At 38.0% G+C, this 19,548-nt stretch carries 15 protein-coding genes; 14 read left to right on the forward strand and 1 reads right to left on the reverse strand.

Annotation, left to right across the window (positions count from 1 at the left end):
• Positions 1-3 precede the first annotated feature (3 nt).
• The 12 genes from HNP36_RS02235 to HNP36_RS02285 all read left to right on the forward strand — a co-directional run bounded on the left by HNP36_RS02235 (position 4) and on the right by HNP36_RS02285 (position 16,371).
• Positions 4-2,268 carry a family 20 glycosylhydrolase gene (locus tag HNP36_RS02235; RefSeq protein WP_184160925.1) on the forward strand — a complete coding sequence of 755 codons (2,265 nt, stop codon included), beginning with the start codon at positions 4-6 and terminating at the stop codon, positions 2,266-2,268.
• 169 nt (positions 2,269-2,437) lie between these two features.
• Positions 2,438-3,430, forward strand: coding sequence for an isoaspartyl peptidase/L-asparaginase family protein (locus tag HNP36_RS02240; protein WP_184160922.1), 993 nt, complete (start codon positions 2,438-2,440; stop codon positions 3,428-3,430).
• Between the two features lie 15 nt (positions 3,431-3,445).
• Complete coding sequence (locus HNP36_RS02245) at positions 3,446-3,985, forward strand: hypothetical protein (protein ID WP_194304109.1); 540 nt, start codon at positions 3,446-3,448, stop codon at positions 3,983-3,985.
• Positions 3,986-4,003: 18 nt separating this feature from the next.
• Positions 4,004-4,666, forward strand: a complete 663-nt coding sequence (locus tag HNP36_RS02250) for a copper homeostasis protein CutC (protein ID WP_184160919.1) — start codon at positions 4,004-4,006, stop codon at positions 4,664-4,666.
• A gap of 237 nt (positions 4,667-4,903) precedes the next feature.
• On the forward strand, positions 4,904-5,290 hold the full coding sequence (locus HNP36_RS02255; RefSeq protein ID WP_184160916.1) for a GxxExxY protein: 387 nt from the start codon (positions 4,904-4,906) through the stop codon (positions 5,288-5,290).
• Complete coding sequence (locus HNP36_RS02260) at positions 5,283-7,778, forward strand: beta-mannosidase (RefSeq protein ID WP_184160913.1); 2,496 nt, start codon at positions 5,283-5,285, stop codon at positions 7,776-7,778. The genes HNP36_RS02255 and HNP36_RS02260 overlap by 8 nt, the downstream gene beginning before the upstream one ends.
• A 172-nt stretch (positions 7,779-7,950) precedes the next feature.
• On the forward strand, positions 7,951-8,400 hold the full coding sequence (locus HNP36_RS19240) for an AEC family transporter (RefSeq protein ID WP_228456219.1): 450 nt from the start codon (positions 7,951-7,953) through the stop codon (positions 8,398-8,400).
• 62 nt (positions 8,401-8,462) lie between these two features.
• On the forward strand, positions 8,463-8,858 hold the full coding sequence (locus HNP36_RS19245) for an AEC family transporter (protein ID WP_262889225.1): 396 nt from the start codon (positions 8,463-8,465) through the stop codon (positions 8,856-8,858).
• Positions 8,859-9,140: 282 nt separating this feature from the next.
• Positions 9,141-11,588: a primosomal protein N' gene (gene priA, locus HNP36_RS02270; protein ID WP_184160910.1), complete on the forward strand. Its 2,448-nt coding sequence runs from the start codon at positions 9,141-9,143 to the stop codon at positions 11,586-11,588.
• Between the two features lie 160 nt (positions 11,589-11,748).
• On the forward strand, positions 11,749-13,218 hold the full coding sequence (dacB, locus tag HNP36_RS02275) for a D-alanyl-D-alanine carboxypeptidase/D-alanyl-D-alanine-endopeptidase (protein WP_184160907.1): 1,470 nt from the start codon (positions 11,749-11,751) through the stop codon (positions 13,216-13,218).
• An 86-nt stretch (positions 13,219-13,304) separates the two neighbouring features.
• Positions 13,305-15,230 (forward strand): M1 family aminopeptidase, encoded by a 1,926-nt coding sequence (locus tag HNP36_RS02280; RefSeq protein WP_184160904.1) that lies wholly within the window; start codon positions 13,305-13,307, stop codon positions 15,228-15,230.
• A 220-nt stretch (positions 15,231-15,450) separates the two neighbouring features.
• Complete coding sequence (locus tag HNP36_RS02285) at positions 15,451-16,371, forward strand: T9SS-dependent choice-of-anchor J family protein (RefSeq protein WP_184160901.1); 921 nt, start codon at positions 15,451-15,453, stop codon at positions 16,369-16,371.
• Between the two features lie 153 nt (positions 16,372-16,524).
• Here HNP36_RS02285 and HNP36_RS02290 read toward each other — a convergent pair whose 3' ends face one another.
• A complete protein-coding gene (locus HNP36_RS02290; RefSeq protein ID WP_184160898.1) occupies positions 16,525-17,403 on the reverse strand; it encodes a cupin-like domain-containing protein in 879 nt (292 codons plus the stop codon).
• 159 nt (positions 17,404-17,562) lie between these two features.
• On the opposite strand from HNP36_RS02290, the gene kbl reads away from it, so the two are divergent.
• Complete coding sequence (kbl, locus tag HNP36_RS02295; RefSeq protein ID WP_184160896.1) at positions 17,563-18,759, forward strand: glycine C-acetyltransferase; 1,197 nt, start codon at positions 17,563-17,565, stop codon at positions 18,757-18,759.
• A gap of 187 nt (positions 18,760-18,946) precedes the next feature.
• Positions 18,947-19,498 carry a CopD family protein gene (locus HNP36_RS02300; RefSeq protein ID WP_184160893.1) on the forward strand — a complete coding sequence of 184 codons (552 nt, stop codon included), beginning with the start codon at positions 18,947-18,949 and terminating at the stop codon, positions 19,496-19,498.
• Positions 19,499-19,548 lie beyond the last annotated feature (50 nt).

The following is a 19,548-nucleotide window of genomic DNA, read 5'->3' on the forward strand; positions in this document are numbered from 1 at the left end:
TAAATGCGACGTTTTCTTTTTATGTGTTCTGTTATTTTTTCCACCGTTTTTCATGCTCAGAAGAAGCCTGATCTGATCCCTTATCCTCAAAGTGTAACTATGCAGAAAGGCAAGTTCATCATTCCCGAAACACTCATACTGAGTGATAAACTTCCCAAAGAAGAAACAGAATACTTCAAAAAACGTCTTGGTTCCCGGATTAAATTTCAGAACAGCAGTAAAATAGAAGGAGCTGATATGATATACGTTCCGATTCCGCAACTAAAGACCCCGATTGATCCTGAACATAAAGAAAAATATCTTATTGATATTTCCTCCAAAAGAATTTTTATAACTGCTAATACAAATCAGGGTTATTTTCTGGCACTTCAAACATTAATTCAATTATTTGAAGAGCATAAAGAAGATAAAGAAATTCCAGCTATGGAAATTAATGACTATCCTAAATTTGCGTGGAGAGGAATGCATCTTGACGTTTGCCGTCATTTCTTCAACGTTGATGAGGTGAAACAGTATATTGATTATCTGGCCATGTATAAGCTGAATACCTTTCACTGGCACCTTACAGACGATCAGGGATGGAGAATTGAGATCAAAAAATACCCAAAGCTTACCCAGACCGGATCAAAACGTAAAGAATCCATGATTGGTGCTTACGTTGATAATACTTTTGACGGAAAGCCTTATGGGCCCTATTTCTACACCCAGGAACAGATTAAAGAAGTTATTAAATATGCTGAACAGAGGCACATTACCATAGTTCCCGAGATTGAAATGCCAGGTCATGCTTTGGCCGCTTTGTCAGCCTATCCTGAACTTGCCTGTACAAAAGGGCCGTTTGAGTCCGCTACAAAATGGGGCGTTTTTGATGATGTCTTCTGCCCGAAAGAAGAAACATTCACCTTTCTGGAAAATGTTCTGGATGAAGTTATAGCGCTATTTCCCTCCCAATATATTCACATTGGCGGAGATGAATGTCCGAAAACAAGATGGAAAGAATGTTCCCACTGCCAGGAACTCATCAAAAAGAATAATTTGAAGGACGAACATGGTTTACAAAGCTATTTCATCCATAGAATTGAAAAATATGTCAACAGCAAAGGCAGAAAGATTATCGGCTGGGACGAAATCCTTGAAGGAGGTCTGGCTCCAAATGCTGCCGTAATGAGCTGGACAGGCGTAAACGGTGGAATAGAAGCCGCAAAATCCGGGCATTTTGCTGTAATGACACCGGGAGCTTATTGTTATTTCGATCATTATCAGGGAGATCCACAGTCAGAACCCAATGCTTTCGGAGGATTTACCCCTTTAGAAAAAGTCTATTCCTATGATCCTGTTCCTGCAGAGCTGAACGCAGAACAGGCAAAATATATCTTAGGAGTCCAGGCTAATTTATGGACAGAATATATTACCGGTTTTAAGCAGGTAGAATACATGATATTCCCAAGACTGATGGCACTTTCGGAAGTTGGATGGGGCACTGCTGATTCTAAGAACTATAAAGAATTTGAAGGAAGGGTAATCAGGCAGTTCAAAGTTCTGGATAAAATGAAAGTGAATTATGCCAAAAGCATTTATAACATTTCAGGAAAAGTACTTCCGGCCAGTAATGGTATTGCCTATGAGCTCACAGTATCGCAAAATCCAGAGGGAATACGATATACAACAGACGGAACAGAACCTTCCATAAGTTCACAGATCTATCAGGGGCCTGTTGCTGTTTCGAAATCTTTAACCGTTAAATCTGCCTATTTTGAGGATGGAAAGCTGAAAAGTGCCGTTTCTTCACAGGAATTTACGGTTTCCAAAACAACGGGAAAAAAAATTACACTGGAACAGCAACCGAGTGAAAATTACTCTTTTGGCGGAGCTTTTACGCTGGTAGACGGAATTATAGGAAATACAAGACAGTTGGGTAAAACATGGCTGGGTTTCCAGGGAAAAGATGTTATAGCAACAATTGATTTTGGACAGAAAACAGCATTTTCAGAAGTTTATTTTAATACATTGGAAAACAAAGGAAGCTGGATTCATCTTGCAAAATCTGCACAGATTTTTATTTCTGATGATGGGACAAATTTCAAACTGATCAAAGAAATCGGGGAAAACGAGATCTTGAATTCAAAAGGAAAAATAAAGCTCAATGTAGGAAATCAGAATTCAAAATATATTAGGCTTACAATAGAAAATGCAGGTATTATTCCTGCCGGAAACCCCGGTGCAGATTCAAAAGCGTGGTTATTCGTTGATGAAATTGGTGCAAATTAGAAACTATTCTGTAAAATAGTGTTTGTTATCATCGTCTGCTAATTCCAATTATTTCAAAATAAATTATTTCATAACAATAAAAAATTAAAGATCACAGTGCTATATTCTGTGGTCTTTTCCTTTTCTGCCAGCGGGAAAATTGCTAATTTGGAAGTCAAATATTTCAAATATGCAAAGTAGACGAAACTTCATCAAAAAAACGGCTGCTGCTTCTCTGGCACTTGCCGTAAATCCACTGGATCTGATTGCCGGAGAACTGCCCGAAAACCATTCAACAGCCGGAAAACCTATTGTTCTTTCCACCTGGAATTTCGGACTGAAAGCAAACGAAGAAGCATGGACCATTCTGGGAAAAGGCGGGAAAGCCCTTGATGCAGTAGAAAAAGGAGTCCGTCTCGTAGAATCAGATCCGTCTGAAAGAAGTGTAGGCTATGGAGGTCGTCCGGACAGGGATGGCAGGGTTACGCTGGATGCCTGTATTATGGACGAAAACTATAATATCGGTTCAGTTGCCTGTTTGGAATATGTTAAAAATCCTATTTCCGTAGCAAGAGCAGTGATGGAAAAAACACCCCATGTTATGCTGGTTGGTGATGGAGCGCTGCAATTTGCATTATCGCAGGGATTTAAAAAAGAAAACCTTCTTACTCCCGATTCAGAAAAAGAATGGAAAGAGTGGTTGAAAACGAGCGAATACAAGCCGGTTGCCAATATTGAAAACCATGATACCATCGGAATGATCGCCCTTGATGCCCAGGGAAACCTTTCCGGAGCCTGCACTACCAGCGGAATGGCCTTTAAAATGCATGGAAGGGTAGGAGATTCCCCCATCATTGGTGCTGGTTTATTTGTAGATAATGAAGTGGGGGCTGCTACAGCTACAGGTCATGGCGAAGAGGTGATCCGTACAGTAGGAACCCATCTTGTGGTTGAACTGATGAGACAGGGCAGAAACCCTCAGCAAGCCTGTAAAGAAGCGGTAGAAAGAATTGTAAAAATTGCCCGGAGAAGAAATAAAAACCTGAAAGATATCCAGGTTGGTTTTATTGCTTTAAATAAAAAAGGAGAATATGGCTCTTACTGTATACAGGACGGATTTAATTTTGCAGTATACGATCAGAAAGGGAACCGTCTGGAAAAACCGGAATTTGCCTTGAAATAATCACTTGATTTAATAATGAGAAATATAATTATCGTTTCCTTATTTCTGGCTGTAAGCTGTCAGGATAATACCAAAAAAGATGCTGATATCAATGCCGTAGAAGAAAATATTGCTGTAAATAGCTCCACTGAAGCTGAGAAAGCAAAAAAATGGCTGGAAAAAAGTATTGTAAGCTATTTCAAAGCAGACATTTCTGATCAGGAGAAGAGGATGCAGGACATCACTACAAAAGATTACTATGAATACAAAACCGATGCTGCCAATGTAGATATGGATGTTGACGGAAGCCTTACCCTGAAGGAATTTCAGGATAAATGGAAAAATAAATTCAATACAAAATATGCAGGAATAAACACCGGATTCCTGATCTCTGAACAGGATTGGATTAATATTGGAGTTGGAAAATGTGAATTGGACGCAATTTCCGGAAATAATGCCTTTGTTTTCGATGTGGAAATAACAGATGAAGGAGCGAAGGCTATTTTTGACCGTAAAATAGGGGTTGTGAAAAAAGATGATAAATTCCTGATAGCCGATGTTCTTGAAAAAGATTAAATATTAAATTAAAAAAAAATGTCAAAAATAGAAATTGCATGCTTCAATCCGGAATCGGCATTAATTGCCTTTGAAAATGGAGCCGACAGAATAGAATTGTGTGACGGGCTGAGCGAAGGCGGAACAACCCCCGGTTTTGAAACTACTAGAGAACTGAGAGCAAAAATAAACATCCCGGTTTTTGTAATGATCCGCCCAAGAGGAGGAAATTTCATCTATTCAGAGGCTGAATTTGAACAGATGCAAAAGGACCTGCTCCAACTAAAATCTCTGAAAGTAGACGGTTTTGTTTTTGGAATTCTGGATGAAAATGATAAGGTACACACAGAGCATAACAGAATTCTGGTCGAAATGGCAAACCCTCTTCCATGTACTTTTCACCGTGCTTTCGACAGGGCAGATGATCTTGAAGATTCCCTGGAAAAAGTCATTGATTGTGGCTTTAAAACAATTCTCACTTCAGGTCAGAAGCCCAACGTTTCCGAAGGAAAGGAAAATTTAAAAAAACTGGTTGAACTTTCCGCCGGGAGAATTGAAATTCTGGTCGGTGGCGGACTTCGTTCTACCAATATTGAAGAAATCCGGGAATTTACAAATGCAGGTTACTTTCATTCTTCAGCAATTACGGATGGTGGGGCTTTTGCCAATGCAGATGAAGTTATTGCTTTGAAAAATAAATAGTTTTTTTAACGCAAAGTTTATATAGAATGATGTTAAATTTTAAGTAAAGCAAAGGATCTGACTGCGTCGAAATGAAGCTGAATGGATATGCGCTTGCTTAATCGAATCAACTTGTTGATTCTGCCCTTTGCATTCCTTAAATCTAAAGCATAGATAATAAAGCTTTGCGTCAAAAAAATAACAAATCATATTGGAATATTCTATTTAACTAGATAAAAAAACATAAGACACAAATGAATGACAGAAAACGAAATATCCTATAAAATAATAGGAGCCGCAATAGAAGTACATAAAAATTTAGGAGTTGGATTACTGGAAAAAGCCTACGAAACAGCTCTGGTTTATGAACTGAAACAACTGGGAATGGATGTGAAACAACAGATTTCCCTCCCCTTAAAGTATAAAGAAGTTACAGTAGAAAATGCTTATATAATTGATTTAATAATTGAAAATAAGGTTATTGTTGAAATAAAAGCAGTCCTTGAGTTGAATCCTGTTTTTTACTCGCAGGTTTTAACCTATCTGAAACTAACTGATCTGAAGCTGGGGCTACTGATAAATTTTAATAGTGAACTTATTAAATATGGGATCCACAGAATTGTAAACAAACTTATTAATGAATAAATCTATCCTTCTTGCTTTCCTCTTTATTCAGGGTATTATGGTTGCTCAAATGACAAAACGAAGCTTGTCTTCTGAAAAATGGCAGTTCAAAAATACACAGGAAAATAATTGGCTGCCTGCAAAAATTCCGGGTACTGTTCATCTTGATCTGATGAATAACAGGATGATTCCTGATCCTTTTAAAGATGAAAATGAGAAAAAAGTACAGTGGATAGAAAACGAAGACTGGGAATATCAGACCAGTTTTAATATATCATCAAAAGAACTGAATAATGAACATATTGACCTTGTTTGTAACGGCCTGGATACCTTCTCAGAAATCTATCTGAATGAAAAACTGCTGAAGAAAACAGATAATATGTTCAGAAAATGGGAAATCCCGGTGAAAGAACTTTTGAAAGAAGGGAATAATGAACTTAGAATTATATTCAGGTCTGCAGTAAAAGAAGGAAAAGAACTGGCCAAAAAAGTTCCGTTTACCATGCCGGAATCACCAAGAAGTTTTGTAAGAAAGGCTCAGTACCAGTTTGGCTGGGACTGGGGTCCAAGACTCGTCACTGCCGGGATCTGGAAAGATGTAAACCTGGAATTCTGGAATAAGATAAAAGTCGGGAATATTCAGTTTCAGCAGCATAGCCTTACAAATACACTGGCTGAAGTTTCTTTTAATATGGAAATCTTTGCAGACAATGAAGGAGAATATACAGCCTGGTTCAATATGAATAAAGGCAAATATAGTTTTTACCTTAAAAAAGGCCTCAATAAAATTGCTGTTCCCTATAAAATTAAAAATCCCAAAATATGGCAGCCTAACGGATGGGGGAAATCCCAACTGCTTGCTACAAGAATCAGCCTGCTCACTGCTAGAGGCCAGATCATTTATGATACCAAGGTTTCCTATGGGCTTCGCACGGTAGAACTGGTTCAGGAAAAAGATACAGCCGGAAAATCCTTCTATTTTAAGGTCAATGGAAAACCATTATATGCCAAAGGAACCAACTGGATTCCCGGCGACAGTTTTTCGCCCAGGATGACCAAAGAAAAGTATCATCAGCTTATCAAAGATGCCAAAGATGCCAATATGAACATGATCCGTGTGTGGGGTGGTGGTATTTATGAAGATGATGAATTCTACAAAGCCTGCGATGAAAACGGTATTTTGGTATGGCAGGATTTCATGTTTGCAGGAAGCTTTTATCCGGCTGATGAATCTTTTTTAAATAATGTAAAAGAAGAAATAAAAGATCAGGTCGGCAGGCTTCAGAACCATCCGTCCATTGCTTTATGGTGCGGAAATAACGAAATTGATGAAGCCATTGTCAACTGGGGCTATCAGAAGCAGTTCAAATACTCAAAACAAGATTCACTCCAGGTTTGGAAAGACTATAAAAAACTCTTTCATGATGTGATCCCAAATACCTTACAGACAACGCTTACTCCTGATAAAAATATCTATTGGCCAAGTTCACCGTCTGTTGGATGGGGACATAAGGAAAGTCTCACACAAGGAGATTCCCATTACTGGGGAGTTTGGTGGGGAGAGCAGCCATTTGAAATATATAATGAAAAAGTAGGCCGTTTCATGTCAGAATACGGTTTTCAGGGAATGCCGGGTGTTGAAGCTGTAAAATCCATGTTTTCCGGAACGTCCGATCTCAGCCTTCAGAATCCTGTGATTAAAGCCCATGAAAAGAACACAAGAGGATGGGAAATCATTGGGAAGTATATGGAAAGGGACTATAAAGTGCCTTCACACTTTGTAAAATACAATTACATTTCCCAGCTTCTTCAGGCCCGTGGAATGAAAATCGCTGTTGAAGCCCATCGCCGCTCACAACCTTACAATATGGGCACATTATACTGGCAGCTGAACGACTGCTGGCCGGTAGTTTCCTGGTCATCCATTGACTATCTGGGGAACTGGAAAGCGTTACATTATCAGATGAAAAGGAGTTTTGAACAACAGGCCATTTTAACTGAGGAAAAAGATGGGATTTTAAACTTTTATGCTGTTAATGATGGAGTAAAGAGCTTTAATAATATTACGCTGGAAATGAGAATATTAAATTTTCAGGGGAAAGTTTTAAAACAGGTAATGGCAGTTTCGAAAGCGGAAGTATTGGAAAATATTCTGCAGTTTGATCCTGTTAAAATCAAGAATCTGATATCTGAATCTGACAGGAATAAAGTTTTTTTACAGTTAACTTTAAAAGACAAGTACGGGGGAATTCTTGCGGTTAATCAGCATTTCTTCTCAAAACCCAAAGAACTTCAGCTAGCTAAACCCGTTATCAACATTAAAAAAATCACATCAGATGAGGTTGAAATTTCCACAGATGTTTTGGCAAAAGATGTTTATTTAATGGGAGAAGCTCATTTCAGTGATAATTTCTTTGATCTTTTTCCCAATACTTCAAAGCGGATCAAACTTTCAAAGCCTCTGGAAAATATTAAAATGATGAGCCTTTGGGATACATTACAAAATTAAAATAGTATGTTCCAGCAAAAATGTGCCCAACCCACTCAATCAGTAAGATTTAAAAAATAACCCATGAATTCTGAGCTGAAATTTATTTTAAATAAAATTGATTTTCTTTCTTGATTTTTAAAGGGATAACTAAAAAATCAGCCGTAACTTTGTATTATATTTCTTAAATAGTATGGTAAATTTTGTTCTTATTGCAGTGTGCATTATTGCAGGAATGGTATTCAGAGCAACAAAATCGATCCATCCTGATGCCCACAAGGGAATCAACACCTGGATTCTTTACCTTGCCCTGCCCGCAGTTTCCTTTAAATATCTGCCAAAAGTAAAGTGGACAACAGAAATGCTGTTCCCCATTGCGGCTACCTTTCTTATTTCTGTTTTCTGTTTCTTTTTTATGATGTTTTACAGTAAAAGTAAAGGCTATTCAAGGCGTTCCAGAAGTACATTGGAACTTACCAGCGGTTACAGCAATACATCTTTTATCGGTTTTCCGCTGATCAGTGCATTTTATGGTGAAAGTCTTTTAAGTATTGCCATTATCTGTGACCAAACCATGTTTTTTGCCCTTTCAACACTGGGAATTATAGCAGCGGTGAAAGGGGGAGCAGATCCGGCAAAGTAAGCGCAATATTTATTTTAAAAAGGCTGGTCACATTTCCACCATTAATAGGATGCATCGCTGCATTGGTATTATCGCAGTTTATTGATTTCACCGTTGCAGAACCCTTTTTTGATAAACTGGCGGCAACAGTAAGTCCATTGGCATTATTTTCAGTAGGGCTTCAGCTGAAATTTAACGGATGGAAAAAACTTGTCCCCCAGATGTCCACTTCCATGCTTTATAAACTGATTTTGGCACCAGCCATTGTTCTTGGATTGGCGTTACTTTTCAATATAAAAGGAGATGTAGCCAAGATAACGGTGTTTGAAGCTGCAATGCCAACTGTAGTCACCTCAAGTATTATCGCAGAACAGTTCAGGCTGAATACCAAACTTACCAATCTTATTATTGGCTTCAGTATTATTGTCGGGTTCCTTACCTCTGCGGTCTGGTATCACATCACTGAGATTCTTTTTTAAAATCAATGTTTTGATAAGCAAAAGACTGCTATTCATAGCAAGGTAACAATAATACCTAATTAAATAATTAAAATATTCTCTCGCAGATTGAGCTGATCAAGCAGATGTTTGCGTTATTCTTGATCTGCATAATCTGCTCAATGTGCGAGAGTAAAAAATAGATTTCCTATTTTAAGATAGCTATAATCAGAAAAATAGCATGAGCCTGTTTTACCATCCGATCCTAATAAAAAATTGCAGTTCTCTAAAGAAAAATCTAATTTTACATTTTAAAAATTTCCCTTGCAGTACGCCCAAATTGTTTTACCACTTAATTTAAAAGGATCTTTCACCTACAAGATTCCTGAAGAACTTATGCCTGTAATTCAGTTGGGAATGCGGGTTTTGGTGCCGTTTGGCGGAAAGAAAATTTATACCGGAATTGTCTTTGAAATTCATCACAGTACACCGGAAAGTTTTGTTGCAAAAGAAATCATCAGTATTTTGGATGACAAACCGATTCTGCCCGAAGAGCAGATCAGTTTCTGGAACTGGCTTTCAGAATATTATCTCTGTGGTCTTGGTGAGATCTACCGTTTTGCATTTCCGTCCTCTTTGAAACTGGAAAGTGAAACCTATTTAAAATTGAGGCCTAATATTAAGGTTGATTTTGAAAATCTGGATGTCAATGAAATGTACCTTATCCAGGCATTGGAAGTGCGCCAGCTCATCAATCTTACCGATATAGAAGCGTTTATTCCGAAAAAAGAGATTATCAGAACGATCAACTCCCTGATTGACCTGCAATATATTGAAATTGATGAAAAAATAGCTGAAAAATATAAAGCCAAAGAAGTAGCCTATGTTAAAATCAGTAATGAGGTGCTTAAAAATCAGAATCTTACAGATATTCTCATAAAACTTAACAGGGCAGCGAAACAGAAAGATCTTTTCCTGGCGATTTTAGAAAAGCAGACGGAACATCCGGATATTCCGGTTAAAAAATCTGAACTGTTTGAAGACGGGTATTTTGGGACGTCCCATTTTAATGGACTTGCAGATAAAGGCCTTGTTGAAGAATACCACATGCAGAAAGACAGGATCGAAAGTTACGAGGGCGAAATTGAAGAACTGGAAGAACTTTCCGAACAGCAGAAGGAAGCTAAAACTGAGATTGATGAAGCTTTTGAAGAAGGGAAAAATGTGTTGCTGCACGGTGTTACTTCCTCAGGGAAAACACACATTTATCTGGAAAAAATTGAAGAATGCATTCAGGAAGGTAAAAATGTTCTGTTCCTGCTTCCTGAAATTTCACTGACCAAACAGATTACCCAAAGATTAGAAAAAAAATACGGCCGGCAGCTCGGTTTCTATCATCAGAAATTAACGGATTTTGAACGGGTCGAAGTTTGGAGAAGAATTAAGCAGAATGATATTAAAATCCTTATCGGAACCCGTAATTCACTGTTTCTGCCTTTTCAGGATCTTGGGCTCATCATTGTAGACGAAGAACACGATTCCGCGTACAGACCGAGAGAAGCATCCCCTTATTTCAATGCAAAAGATGCAGCGCTCGTTTTGGGGAACTTCTACAAAGCCGGTGTGATTTTGGGATCTGCAACACCTTCTGTAGAAAGTTACTACAACGCCAGAAAAGATAAAATAAAATATATTTTCCTGAATGAAAGATTTGGGAATGTGAATTTGCCTGAATATGAGATCATCAATTTTAAAGAAGCCCAGGAATCCAAAAAGGTTACCGGAAATTTCTCTTTACACTTAATTGATGAGATCAAAAAAACACTGGACCAGAAAAACCAGGCCATTGTGCTTCATAACCGCCGTGGCTATGCCAATGTAATAGAATGTGAAACCTGTGGCTATGTTAATTATTGCTCAAACTGTGATGTTGTAATGACCTATCATAAGGCAGCCAATGAAATGAAATGCCATTACTGCGGACAGAGAGCCTCAAAACCGAGAACCTGCCCGAAATGCCATTCGGAAAACCTTAATGAAAGAGGAGTGGGAGTAGAGCAGATCCATGAAGAAGTATCCAAAATGTTCCCTAACAGTGAAGTGGACCGTATGGATGTTGATTCCATGCGTAAAAAGTTTGCCTATGAAAAGCTGTATGAAAAAATAGAAGAAGGAGAAACAGACATTATTGTAGGAACACAGATGATATCCAAAGGACTTGATTTTGACCATATCGAGCTTGTGGCTATTCCTAAAGCAGATTCCTTGTTATATGTTCAGGATTTCAGGGCAGAAGAAAGAGCTTACCAGCTGATTACCCAGGTTTCGGGAAGAGCCGGAAGGGTTTCCGGGAAAGGAAAGATTTTAATTCAGACCTATAATCCGGATCATTCCGTTTTTCAGCTGATCAAGATGAACAATCCTGCAAAAATCTATAAATATATCCTCACCGAACGTCAGAAATTCCATTATCCGCCGTTTACAAAGCTGATTATGATCGAGCTGAAACACAGAAAAGAAGACAAAGTAAACCGGGCTTCCCAGTTTTTAGGATCTGTTTTAAGGAAATATCTTCCGGAAGAATGTGTCCTGGGCCCGGAAAGAGCGCAGATTGCAAGGCTTAATAATTTATACCAGTTCCAGATTATGCTTAAGCTTCCCCGCGGGAAAAAATATGATGAATTCAAAAAAATGGTGTTATTAAGTTTGAATGAATTCGATGAAATCACTGCTTATCAAAGTATTAAAAAAGATGTTTTTGTGGATTTTTAACAATTTTTAACAAACTTTACACTCTTTTATAAGAACTCTGTAATCCTTTTTAAAACAATAATTTCTACTTTTGATCGTTGATAAAGTGTTTGGCTCTTTAACCGGATGATTTAACTTATCACTTTTTAGAGTGTCAAACTATGGAACCAAAAAAAGATAGATGGTAAATTACAGAAAATATATTTCAGGTGTAGCGGTATTGGCTTCTGGGTTTTTCCTTGCCCAATCTACCGTTTCTACAGTTCTTTACTCACAGGCTTACGAAAATCAGAAGAATACTTTAAACCTTCCTTCTCCGGTTACCTCAGTAGCGGAGAGAACGGTTTTGTCGGCCAAGGAACTTGTAGATATTAATGTAAACACAATGATGGCGGATCCTGTGCTGAAAAATGCAAACTGGGGATTCGTAGTGTATGACCCTAAAACGAAGAAGGTAATTTCTTCGTACAATGAAAATACTCCTTTAGTTCCGGCTTCCACTACAAAATTGCTTACCACGGAAACAGCACTGAGCCTTTTGGGCGAAAACTACCGTTGGATAACACAGCTGGAATATTCAGGAACTATTGATGAAAATGGAACTTTAAACGGAAATCTGTATGTTGTAGGCAGTGGTGACCCTTCTTTAGGAACCAATAAAGCAGGAGCATGGTCGTACAGGGACATTATTTCAGATTTCATGGGCGGACTTTCCCGTGAAGGTATCCGAAAGGTAAATGGTGATATTATCATTCAGACAGCGCTTTTCAAAGGCAATATTACAAGGCTTCCGGAAAATGTTGTATGGCTTGAAAACAATAACTATTATTTGCCTGTAGGAACTACACGTGAGATCAATCCTGCCAACGAAAAGCTGATCATGAAAAAATCAGGCTTGGTTTCTGATAAAAAATATTTCTATATGTCTCCGTATGCCAACCAAATGGTATATGCAGATAAGTATGAAGGAGATGGTATTTTAACAACAAAACTTCCCGATGCGCCCGCTTACCTTGCCAATACGTTCAGAACAACACTGGTAAAGAGCGGAATTGCCGTAACAGGAAAGGTGACCCCTAGAATGACGGATGCAACCCCGGAAAGCAGAAAACTGGTATCAGCCTATAAATCTCCTACATTAGGGGATATTATATTCTACACCAACCAGCATAGTGACAACTCCCTGGCAGAAGCATTGCTGAAAACCGCTGGTTTCCAGAAACTGGGCGATCAGACTTCAGAATCAGGAAGAATAGTTGTAACCAGCCACCTGAAAGATGAGAGCTTTGATATGATTGGCCTGAATTATATGGATGGAAGCGGACTTTCCAGAAGCAATAATGTAACGCCGATTTCCCAGGTAAAGTTCCTAACCTCTTTAATGAATGAAAAATATTACAAAACTTATTTTACTTCATTACCGGTTGGCGGACAGTCCGGAACACTGAAAAGAATGTTCATAGGTGCAGGAAACGGACAGGTTTTTGCCAAAACTGGAACTTTAAATAAAGTAAAGACTTTAGCAGGATACCTGAAAACCAATTCAGGAAAAACCCTGGTGTTTTCTTTAATGGTAAACAATTATTCAGGATCTGTAGATATGGTAAAGAAAAGAATGGAAAAAATTCTTGAACCGGCTCTGGATCTCTAAAAGATATTATTTTAATATTATAAAAACCTTTTAATCAATGATTAGAAGGTTTTTTTTATCTTTGGTTACAATCTAATATTCTGAATATGAGAAAATTTTACCTTCTGATTCTGAGCTTTCTGATCTCTCAGCAGTTCTATGGACAAGTGCAGGATCAAAATATCGAAATAAAAGGGCTCATCGCAAAAGAAATGAAATCTTTTGCGAACAAAATGACTGCTTACAATATTAATCCCAATACTCTAAACTACGATCTGCAGTATCAAAGGATGAATGTCACCTTAGATCCTGCGGTATATAATATTGCAGGTTCAGTTACTTCTCACTTCAAGCCCAATCAGAATATGAGCAGCATTTATTTTGATCTGACGGATAATATGATTGTTTCCCAGGTGCAGTATCACGGAAGCAGTATTACCTTCCAGCAGCTGCCTACAAAAGAAATAAAGATTGATTTTCCAGCTTCTGTTCCTGCCAATACACTGGATTCATTAACGATTCATTATTCAGGAGCTCCAACTCCCGGAAATGCTTTTTCAACCACTTTGCAGAGCGGAACACCTATTTTATGTACTCTGAGTGAACCTTATGGGGCACAGGACTGGTTTCCGACCAAACAGAGCATGAATGATAAGATTGAAAGGTTTGACTTTAAAATCACAACACCTTCACAGTATAATGTTGCGGCCAACGGAAAGCTGATGTCTGAAACAACACTTCCCGGCAACCAGAAACTTACTTTCTGGAGAACTGCTTACCCTACTGCGGCTTATCTGATTGCGCTTTCCATTACTAATTTCGTTAAAATTAACGATACGATGGGAAATCCTCCGTTTCCATTCGTTAATTACATATATCCGTCTACCAATGCTGATGCTGCGAGTATGGCCAATATTGAATGGACAAAGCAGGTGATGAATACATTCGAAACCTATTTTGGACCTTATCCTTTCCGTAATGAAAAGTACGGGCACATGCAGTTTAAGTTCGGAGGCGGAATGGAACATCAGACCATGTCATCTATGGGAAGCTGGAGCAAGGGTCTTATTGCCCATGAGCTTGCCCATCAGTGGTTCGGGGATAAAGTAACCTGCGGTGCCTGGAATGATATCTGGCTGAACGAAGGTTTTGCTACTTTCGGTGCTATTCTTGCCAATGAAAAGCTATTGATGACCAATGCAGAGTTCAAAAACTTCCTGCTGGGGGAAATTAATAATATTACCTCTTCTCCCAATGGATCTACCTACGTTCCGGATGCTGGCCTGTCCAATGTAAGCAGGATATTCGATAACAGGCTGACGTATGCAAAAGGGGCCTATATTTTACGAATGATTAAATGGATTCTTGGGGATGCGGCTTTTTACCAGGCGTTAAAAGAATATCATGCAAGACCGAATTTAGCTTATAGCTATGTTAAAACTATTGATTTTAACGCATCCCTGCTTCAGTCTACAGGAAAAGATTTTACACCGTTCTTCAATGACTGGTTATATGGTGAAGGTTATCCTGCCTATACTACAAAATGGAGACAGATTGGAAATCAGATTCTGTTTAAAGTTTCCCAAACGCAGAGCAGCCCTATCGTAAGCTTTTTTGAAATGCCGTTGCCTATCAAGGTAAACGGAACCGGTGGGCAGACTGCTTATTTTGTACTGAATCATACAGCTAATAACCAGGGGTTTCTGGAGGCAGTACCTTTTCCGGTAGCCAGCGTTGAATTTAATTATGAATACCAGATTTTAGAAAAAAATTCCACTGTAATTCAGGATAATACACTAAGCGTATCATCTGTAGAGAAGGAAGATTTTGCACTGTACCCAAATCCTGCAAAAAATGAGCTGTATATCAAAGGAGTTAACAGGCCTGCTGAATATTCAATTTATAGTATAGATAGGAAATTGATAAGAAAAGCAGTTTATCAGCCTGGAAAAACAGTTGGAATTTCAGTACTGGTCCCGGGGTCTTATCTTTTTACCATTGATGATAAAAAGATAAAATTTTTAAAACAGTAGAATAGACATTTAAAAAAGATTCATACTATAAAAAATCAAAAAGTATTTTAGTTTACAGCTGGAATACTTTTTTTATTTACCTGTTGAAGGCTTCAGAATTTTCATTTTAGAATTGATTTTTGAAATATAATCTCTTGTTTAAAATGTGTTTTTATGTTAAAAATTTTTGAATTTTTAATTTATTTTATTATATTTAGTTCAACAAATAAATCAAAATGTTATGAAAAAAATTCTACTATTGCTGTCATTAGCTTCTGGTATCACAGCTTTCTCACAGGTTATTTTTAGCGAAGGATTCACTACCTTCAGTTCTTTGGCTGGAGCTGGCTGGACGACTACTAACCAAAGCAGCCCTTTAGGAGCCAGTACATGGGCACAGGGAGGAGGAACCGCTTTTTCAGGTGGTGGACAGGCAGGAGGAACTACCTCTTTTACCTTATGTAATTTTAACAGTACAACGGGAGGAACCGGGACTATTAGTAACTGGCTTATTACCCCGCCCATTACAGTGAAAAACGGGGATGTTATTTCTTTTTATTCAAGAAAAGGAGGAACGAATGGTTCATATGCAGACAGACTTGAGTTCCGTCTGAGTGACCAGGGAGCAGCATCAGTTGCACCTTCGGGAGCTGCCGGAGTAGGGTCTTACACGAATCTTGCAGTGTCTATCAATCCTAATCTTACCAATAATACTACCGTAGTAGATGGTTATCCGTTGACCTGGACCCAGTATTCCTATACCGTTTCGGGATTGCCTGCCGATACAAGCATGAGAATGGCTTTCCGTTATTTTGTTACCAATGGAGGTCCTGACGGAACCAATTCAAATATTGTAGGAGTAGATACTTTTGCAGTAACAAGAACGGTTTTATCAACTAATGAGGTAAGCGCTCAGAAATCCGGGCTTTCAGTTTATCCGGCTATTACCGACAGGGAACTGAATGTAAGCCTAAAAAACAACCAGCAGATCACAGGGATCTCTATTTATGATATGTCCGGAAAGGCTGTTTCTTCAGTAAAAGCAGATGTGATAGATAAGAGCAGTTCAATAGTAGATGTGTCCGGTCTCAGCAGTGGAAATTATATCATCCACATCTTAACGAAAGATTCAAAATATACAAGCAAATTCATAAAAAAATAATTCTTTAATAACCGGAAAGCCTTCAGTAATGGAGGCTTTCTTTTTTAATTTAAAAGATCGGATAAAAGAGATATAGGAGGCGTTCTGCGGATAATATACATAGATAAATTCCATTATTTAATAATTTAATTGTTAAAACCTTATTGAAAGCTTTCAGATCAGAAAGTTTTTTTGTTTTCTGGCAGCAGCAGCTCCTCTTCTTCTAGCGGTTTTCACCTTATATTTGAACCATTTTTCTTTGAAGAGTTTACGCATTATATTATCAAAGTTTCTTGTGACTACCATATTTTTAAAGCCACGCCATTTTTCCAGCAGACTCGATGGGAGAGCCCTTACGGAAACAGAATATCCTTCAGTTTCATATTGTATATAATGCCACCATCCGGATGGAATATAAAGGGTCTCACCCGGCTCTAATAAGGCTTCGTAACCGTCAAGATAGACTAAGGCCGGAAATTCCCTGTAATCAGGATCTTTAATATTAGGCAGACTGTGAAAATTATACGGCAGCTTATACATAAGATCTGACTGCTCCCAGGGAAAAAGCCAGATCCTTTTAATCCCATGAAACTGAGTGATGAAAACATGAGACATATCAATATCAATATGGTTTCTGGTAATAGAACCTTCACCTCCGAAGAACATAAAAGGCAGCCATTTCAAAATTTTTCCGTTTGTAACATCGTTGTAATGAATGTCACTCTTAAGTTCCGGCCTGATTGTGAGAAGGTTAAATAGAAAAAGCCTGTGCTCAGTTGGGGCAGTACTTATAAGGTCCAGATATTCTGCAAATGTAGTCTGTCCAATCGGGCTGCTTGCTACCTTATCCAAAGATTCAAGTTCGCTGCCGTAAATATTAACTTTATGTTCGCCAGCTATTTCTTTAAAATACGCATAATTCCATTTTTTGAAAGCGGGACTTTCCGGATCAATAAAATCCTCCATAATAACAGGAAAACGCGGCTTCATATGATTGCTGATAAAGCTTCCGGAACTTATTTTCTTTACTTTTTGTATCGGTGTCAATCTCATACTCCTGAATTTAAAGGACAAATATAATTATTATCCTACTAAATTAGTAGACTAATAATGTTAAAACTGAAATTAACCTTCATTTTTAGAATTAAACTTATAAAAGCTGATACTTTAAAGCCTTTTTATTAAATTAGCACATCTAAAAAATTACTAAAAATGATCTCTGAAAAATATCTTCAGCATTTACAGAACGAATTGCAAAACATTGAAAATGATGGCCTTTACAAAAGAGAAAGAATCATCACTTCCCAGCAAAGTGCAGAAATTGAAGCCAATGGAAAAAAACTTTTAAACTTCTGTGCAAACAATTACCTGGGGCTGTCGAACAATCCGGAAGTAATGAAAGCTTCCCGGGACATGATAGAATCTCATGGTTACGGAATGTCTTCTGTACGTTTTATCTGCGGAACACAGGATATTCACAAGCAGCTGGAAAAGAAAATTGCAGATTTCTTAGGCCTTGAAGATACTATTTTATATGCTGCATGTTTTGACGCAAACGGTGGTGTTTTTGAACCGTTGTTTACCGAAGAGGATGCTATTATTTCAGATGAACTGAACCATGCTTCAATTATTGACGGTGTACGTTTATGCAAATCCGCAAGATACCGTTACAAAAATAACAATATGGCTGACCTGGAAGCCCAACTGATTGCTGCTTCCGAAAAAAATCACCGTTTCAAAATTATCGTTACGGATGGAGTTTTCTCAATGGACGGTATTGTGGCAGACCTTAAAGGCGTATGCGACCTTGCAGAAAAATACAATGCCTTAGTAATGGTAGATGATTCTCATGCTACAGGTTTTATCGGGAAAACAGGCCGTGGAACTCATGAAGCGAACGAAGTAATGGGAAGAGTGGACATTATCACTTCTACATTAGGAAAAGCTTTGGGAGGAGCTCTTGGAGGATTTACTTCGGGTAAAAAAGAGATCATTGATATGCTGAGACAGCGTTCACGTCCATATTTGTTCTCAAACTCATTAGCGCCTGGTATTGTTGGTGCAGCTTTGAAAGTTCTGGACATGATTTCCAGTGACACTTCTCTTCGTGATCAGGTAATGGAAAATGCAGAATATTTCAGAACCCAGATGGTTGCCAAAGGATTTGATATTCCGGATGGAGACGCTGCTATTGTTCCGGTAATGCTATACGATGCCCCTCTTGCCCAGAAAATGGCTGAAAAGCTTATGGATGAAGGTATTTATGTAATAGGATTCTTCTATCCTGTAGTTCCGAAAGGAAAAGCAAGAATCAGAGTACAGCTTTCCGCTGCGCACACAAGAGAACATCTTGATAAGGCCATTGCAGCGTTTGAAAAAGTAGGAAAAGAATTGGGAATCATTTCTTAATTGTAAAATTCAATATATGTGCTTCGACTTCGTTCAGCATGACAGTTCTCATTATTACGTTTAATTTTTGATAAAATTAGAGCAGTTAGTGTAAATAATGTCATAATGAACAGAGTCGAAGTGTTTTTTATACTATTTCTACCAAATATTTTTGTTATTAACATTATATTTGCCATTATTTAAAAAAATGCTTTATACCATAATCAAAGCACTGCATATTATCTTCATGGTAAGCTATTTTGCGGGAATTTTTTATCTCGTAAGAATCTTTGTCTACTATAAAGATACCGATGAATTTGCAGAAGAAAAGAAACAGATTCTGAGAGAACAGTATACTTTCATGGCCAGAAGGCTGTGGAATATCATCACAGTTCCGGCCGGTATTATTATGGCTGTCTGCGGAATCATTATGGTATTTCTGAATACCGGACTGATGAAAATGCCCTGGTTTCATTTAAAACTTACATTCCTGATCGGGCTTGCAGTTTACCATTACTGGTGCTGGAAAAAAGTACTGAAGCTGAAAGAACTGAACGGTAATACAATGGAAATCCCCAATATCAAACTGAGACAGGCGAACGAAATCGCTACATTCATTTTATTTCTGGTGGTTTTTACCGTAATCCTTAAATCTTCGGTTATTGAATACTGGTGGCAATTAATTACAGGATTTTTCGTTATTGTATTTCTGATCATGATGACCGTTAAACTCGTTAATAAGAATAAAAAAAACAAATAATTGTTGAAGCCGGATGTACATATAAATACATAAATACACCTGCTTTTACA

Source organism: Chryseobacterium shigense (assembly GCF_014207845.1).
Taxonomy (GTDB): Bacteria; Bacteroidota; Bacteroidia; order Flavobacteriales; family Weeksellaceae; genus Chryseobacterium; species Chryseobacterium shigense_A.